A 6,091-nucleotide genomic window follows, 5' to 3' on the forward strand; every position below is an offset into this window, starting at 1 on the left:
ATTCAACACGGTCGTCCTTCCTTGCCGAGGGCACCGCCCAGGGGCTGGCGACCGCTGCAGCGGCCAATGCGGTGGCGCTCTCCCAGGCCGTGGCCGACCCGGCCGGCCAGCACCTGGTCAATCTGCTCGCGGATGCCGATCCTCGCATCATCTCGAACCTGATCGTCGATCAGACGCTGACCAACAGATCTGCCCTGATCGCGGCCCTCGAAAGGAGTGCGGCCGCCGGGGGTATTTCGCTGACGCCGGGGTCTTCCGTGGCGGCAGCCGCTGCCGATCTGATCCTGGCCGCGCGTGATGCGGCKGCCGCGGCYGCTCCCTTCGCCGCGGCAACGGCGTTAGCTTACGGGCAGGCCGTGACGGCTGCGGGAATTGTACAGACCCAGATCAGCAGCGCGCTTGCGAGCCTGACGGCGCTTCGCGCCGACGTGGCCGCCGATGGCGTCGTCGACRTCKCGACSAMYGCAGGCGACGCCGTCACGGCGGCGACGGCCGCCCTTGCGGCAGCAACCAGCGTCCTGGCTGCGCTTCAGGCGCCCGGCACGGCTRCCGMAGCCGCGGACATTGCCAGCGCCCAGGCCCAGGTGAACGCCCTCACGACCTTCGTGGCGACCGTGACGGCCGTGCAGGGAGCCGTCGGCGACGGCGTCACCATTCCCGAATTCAAYACGGTCGTCCTTGCCGAGGGCACCGCCCAGGGSCTGGCGACCGCTGCAGCGGCCAATGCGGTGGCGCTCTCCCAGGCCGTGGCCGACCCGGCCGGCCAGCACCTGGTCAATCTCATCGCGGATGCCGGTCTCGAGTTGTCCAATGATGGTTCGATCCTGATCGAGGACCGTTCGCCCGAYGTCGGCCTCTCGCCTCCAAACAGCGCCTGGATGACGTTCTTCGGCCAGTTCTTCGATCACGGCCTCGACCTCGTCACCAAAGGCAGCAACGGCACGATCTACATCCCGCTCCAGGCCGACGATCCGCTGATCGCCGGCCCGGACCATATCCTCGGCAATGCGGACGACCTTGCGCCGGAATTCCGCTTCATGACGTTGTCGCGGGTGACGCCCTTCGACGCCAATGGCAACCCGAATCCGCTGGGAACCGAGTCCCAGAACACGACGACGCCGTTCGTTGACCAGAACCAGACCTACACCTCCAGCGCCTCGCATCAGGTTTTCCTGCGGGAGTACAAGTTCAGCGTGGACGCCGTCGGTAATGATGGCATCGCGGACWCGCATGCCGTGAACACCGGCCACCTGCTCAATGGCGTCCATGGCGGCATTGCAAATTGGGCAGAAGTGAAGGCGCAGGCGGCRGAGAAGCTGGGGCTGGAGTTGAACGACGCCGATGTCCTCGACGTCCCGCAACTCGTCGTCGACGCCTATGGCAAGTTCACGCCGGGCACGCATGGCTATGCCCAGGTCATGGTCAATGTGTTTGAAAACGACGGGGTGACGACCCGCATTTCAACGGTTGCCGTCGAGGGCAAGGCGGGCGGCCTGGACATTCACCACATCCTTCCGAGCGACCTGCCGGCAGGTTTCGTTCCCTTGCCGGGGGCGACTGCAACCGTCTTCCAGGTGATCGGTACCGGTCATGCCTTCCTCAACGACATCGCGCACACTGCTGTACCGGTGGTGATCGGCGGCGTCTTGCAGCCCGACGCCGACAGCATTGTCGGGAACCCCGTCCCGGATGACGGCCAGGGCCATAATCTTCAATACGATGATGAACTGCTCAACTCGCATTTCCTGACCGGCGACGGCCGCGGCAACGAGAACATCGGGCTGACCGCGGTTCACACGATCTTCCATTCCGAGCACAATCGCCTCGTCGAGGCGAACAAGGACACCATCATCGCCTCCGGCGACGTGGCCATCGTCAATCAATGGCTCGCCGCCGATCCCGACAACGCCCGGACGGCGATCAGTCAGGTCGAGCTCGATGCCATCAACGCGCTGACCGACCCGTTGGCAAAGGCTGCGGCGATCGATGCCTTGGACTGGGATGGCGAGCGTCTGTTCCAGGCCGCCCGCTTCGTCACCGAGATGCAATACCAGCATCTCGTGTTCGAGGAGTTCGCGCGGCGCATTCAGCCGAATGTCGATCCGTTCGTCTTCACCAACTCGGCCGATCTGAATCCGGCGATCGTCGCCGAGTTTGCCCACACCGTCTATCGCTTCGGCCATTCGATGCTGGTCGATACCGTGGACCGGCTCGACAATGATCTCTCGCTCGTCAACAGCGACAACGCTTCGGCCGATGATGCGCAGCAGGTCGGCCTGATCCAGGCCTTCCTCAATCCGCAGGAATTCACCGCCGGCGGCGTCGTCCGGGATAGCSTTGGGGCCCCTGTCGGATTCAGCGACGAGGTGGCRACCGGTGCGCTGATCCGCGGCATGTCYCGTTCGGTCGGCAATGARATCGACGAATTCGTCGTCGAAGCCTTGCGGAACAATCTGCTCGGACTGCCGCTCGATCTTCCCGCCTTGAACCTCGCCCGGGCTCGCGACACCGGCATYCCGAGCTTGAAYGACGCGCGCGCKCARATCTACGCCACGACCGGCGGCGCCGAYCTCAAGCCCTATACCAGCTGGGCCGACTTCACYCAGCACATCAAGCACCCGCTATCCGTGGTCAACTTCATCGCAGCCTATGGCACCCATCCGCTGATCGCCGCCGAGACGACCTCGGAGGGCAAGCGTGCAGCCGCCATGGCCATCGTGCTCGGCACCGATCAGACCGTGCCAGCGAATGCCGCCATGCAGCCGCCGGTCCTGGCGCATACGATTCATGCTCCGGCTGACCGCCTCGACTTCCTGAACGCGACCGGCCTCTATGCGGCGGACGGCGCCGGTCCCCATGACGACAGCCTTGGCGGACTGAACCATGTCGATCTGTGGATCGGCGGTCTGGCCGAGGAGATCAACGAGTTCGGCGGCCAGCTCGGCTCGACGTTCAACTTCGTGTTCGAATATCAGCTGGAGCACCTGCARAACGGMGACCGGTTCTATTACCTCAGCCGCACGCAGGGCATGAACCTGCTGAACCTGCTGGAGCCCAATTCGTTCACCGACCTGGTCATGCGCAATACCGACCTGGGCGATCTCCATTCGACGCATCTTCCGGGCAACCTCATGTCGGTTCCGGACATGATCCTGGAGCTCGACAAGCTGGCGGGTCAGGAGAACTATAGCGGCATTGCCGCGCGCGACGGGACCGATCCAGCCGATCGCAGCCTGCTCGATCCCGTGCACTCCGATCCTTTCGTGCAAGGCATCGATCCCAAGGTTCACCGGGTCGAAGGGACGGCCCGCCTGGATGCCAACGGTCAGCCGGTTCTCGATGCGGATGGCAAGCCGATCTTCGATGGCGGAATCCTGCAGTTCTCCGGCGGTGAACACGTSGTTCTCGGCGGYACCGAGGGCAATGACAGGCTGTATGGCGACAAGGGCATCGACACCCTCTGGGGCGATGACGGCAATGACTATCTGAATGCCGGCATGGAATCCGACCAGGTGTTCGGCGGCGGCGGCGACGACATCATCGAGGATCCGTTCGGGGACAATTTCCTGCGCGGCGAAGCCGGTGACGACGTGATCGCCAGCGATGCGGGCCTCACCCTCATGTTCGGCGGCGAGGGCAACGATTTCATCATGGGCGTCACGGACGCCAAGGAAGTGTTCGCCGGCCCGGGCAATGACTTCATTCTCGGCGGTTCMGCRCCCGACGGACTGATGGGCAAYGARGGGGATGACTGGATCGAGGGAGGCGAGGGTTTTGACGGTCTGTCGGGTGAAAACTCGGACCTGTTCTTCAACTCGCCGATCATCGGACACGACATCCTCAACGGCCAGGGCAACGACACCGACTATGATGGCGAGTCCGGCGACGACATCATGGTCCAGGGCGCCGGAATCCAGCGCAAYAACGGCATGCTGGGCTTCGACTGGTCCATTCAGAAGGGAGACGAAACCGACGGCGTCATCGATCTCGGCATCTCGCGCTTCGCCAATCAGCTCGCGCTGACATTGCGGGACCGCAACGACTCGGTGGAAGGCGCCTCGGGCTGGAAGCACAACGATACATTGATCGGAACCAGCTTTCCGGTCGGCGCTGTCGGCGCAGGAACCGGCCCGGTCAATGGGCCCGCGACGGACAGCAAGCTTCTGTCCCAGAACGTCGACCTGATCCGCGGGCTCGAGGACTTCATCAAGCTGGCGCCCGGTGCGGTCATCGGACAATCGGCGGCGACCGTCGCGGCCATGGCGGTCGCTGGCTCGCATTTCCGCGATCTCGCTCCCGACACCACTGTCTTCGACCCCGGCAATGGTGGCGACATCCTGCTCGGCGGCGCCGGCAGCGACACCATCACYGGMAATGCCGGCAATGATCTGATCGATGGCGACCGCTGGCTCAATGTCCGGATCTCGGTGCATGCCACCAAGGACCCGGCGAGCGCCCAGCTGTTCACGGTCGATGGCTTGACCACCCTCATCTCGGGGACCGGCAATGCCAATTGGGACGGAAAATCGGTCGCCGACCTGATGCGAACCGGACAGATCAATCCGGGCCAGCTCGAAGCGGTGCGCGAGATCATCTCCGACGGCGCCCTGGCAACCGATACCGACGTGGCGGTCTTCCACGGCAGCCGCGCCGACTTCACGCTGACGCGCAATGCCAACGGCACGGTAACAGTCGTCGACACTGTCGTGGCACCGGTCCTCGGGGCAGATGGCATCAAGATCCCGCTGATCGACGACGAAGGCACCGACACGCTCGTGAATATCGAGATCGCGCGGTTCACGAATTTCGATGCCAATGGCATTCCGACCGGAACGTTCACGGATGTGTCGCTGGCACGAGCAAGCGGCGCMCCGACGATCACCAGCACCGGCACCAATGTCCTGACGGCCAGCACCGCTGGAATCGTCGACGCCAACGGCATTGCCAACACCATCCGCTACCAATGGCAGACCTCGGCAACCGGAACAGGACCCTGGACCAATGCCGGGCTGCCGACGGCCAACGCCAACCGCACCATCAACGACGCCAATTTCTATCGGGTGATCGTCAGCTATATCGATGGYGACGGGCTTGCCGAGTCGGTGACCTCCCAGATCGTCGCCCGGGTCGGAACCGGTGGGAACGAAACCATTACCGGCACGGCCGATCCAAACCTGATCAACGGCCTGGCGGGCAACGACACGCTGAACGGCCTGGCAGGTGACGACGTCCTGAATGGCGGAGCCGGCGCCGATACGCTCAATGGTGGCGCCGATAACGATACGCTGGTCGCCGGTGTCGACACCGTCCGCGACGTCCTCGATGGTGGCACCGGGATCGACACCGCGGATTACTCGGCGGCAACGGCGGTTTTGACCGTGACGCTGAACGGCGCAACCGCGGCGGTCGTTGCGGGGTCGGGGACCACGAACGCAACTTCCGACACGATCGCCAATATCGAGAATTTCATCGGCGGGAGCGGCAACGACTCGATCACCGGTGATGCCAACGACAACGCGCTCAGCGGCGGGGCCGGTAACGACGCGCTGATCGGCGGTCTGGGCAACGACGTGCTCAGCGGCGGGGCCGGTGCCGACACGCTGAACGGCGGAGCAGGCAACGATCTGCTCGATGGCGGCGCCAATCCCAACACTACGGGCGACGTCATGACCGGCGGTGCCGGCGACGACACCTATGTCATCGATGATGTGACCGGCACGGCGGCTCAAAGGGACCAGGTCATCGAGGCTGCAGGCGCTGCCGGCGGCATCGATACGGTGACCGGATCGGTCAATCTCGACCTCGCACTTTATGCCAATGTCGAGAACGTCACGCTGACGGGAACCGCGAATGTCAACGCGACTGGCAATACCGGCGACAACATCCTCACCGGCAATGCCGGCAACAACGCACTGACCGGCGGCGCCGGCACGGATACGGCGGTGTTCACCGGATCGGTGCTCGACCATACCCTCACCACGACCAATGCGGGCGTGCTGACCATTACAAGCGATGCCGATGGCCGCGACACGCTGACGACGATCGAAAAGGTTCAGTTCGGCGCGACGGCCTACACCACCCAGKTGGGAAC

Annotated in this window: 1 protein-coding gene; it reads left to right on the forward strand. The window is 64.2% G+C overall.

Going from position 1 to position 6,091, the window contains the following annotated elements; all coding sequences use genetic code 11:
* Positions 1-356: 356 nt before the first annotated feature.
* Positions 357-6,091, forward strand: a 5,735-nt coding sequence (locus AC1DJT_RS33420; RefSeq protein ID WP_476835761.1) for a peroxidase family protein, incomplete at its 3' end; no start/stop codon positions are given.

The sequence above is a fragment of the Allobosea sp. 05T422_2 genome (assembly GCF_056396265.1).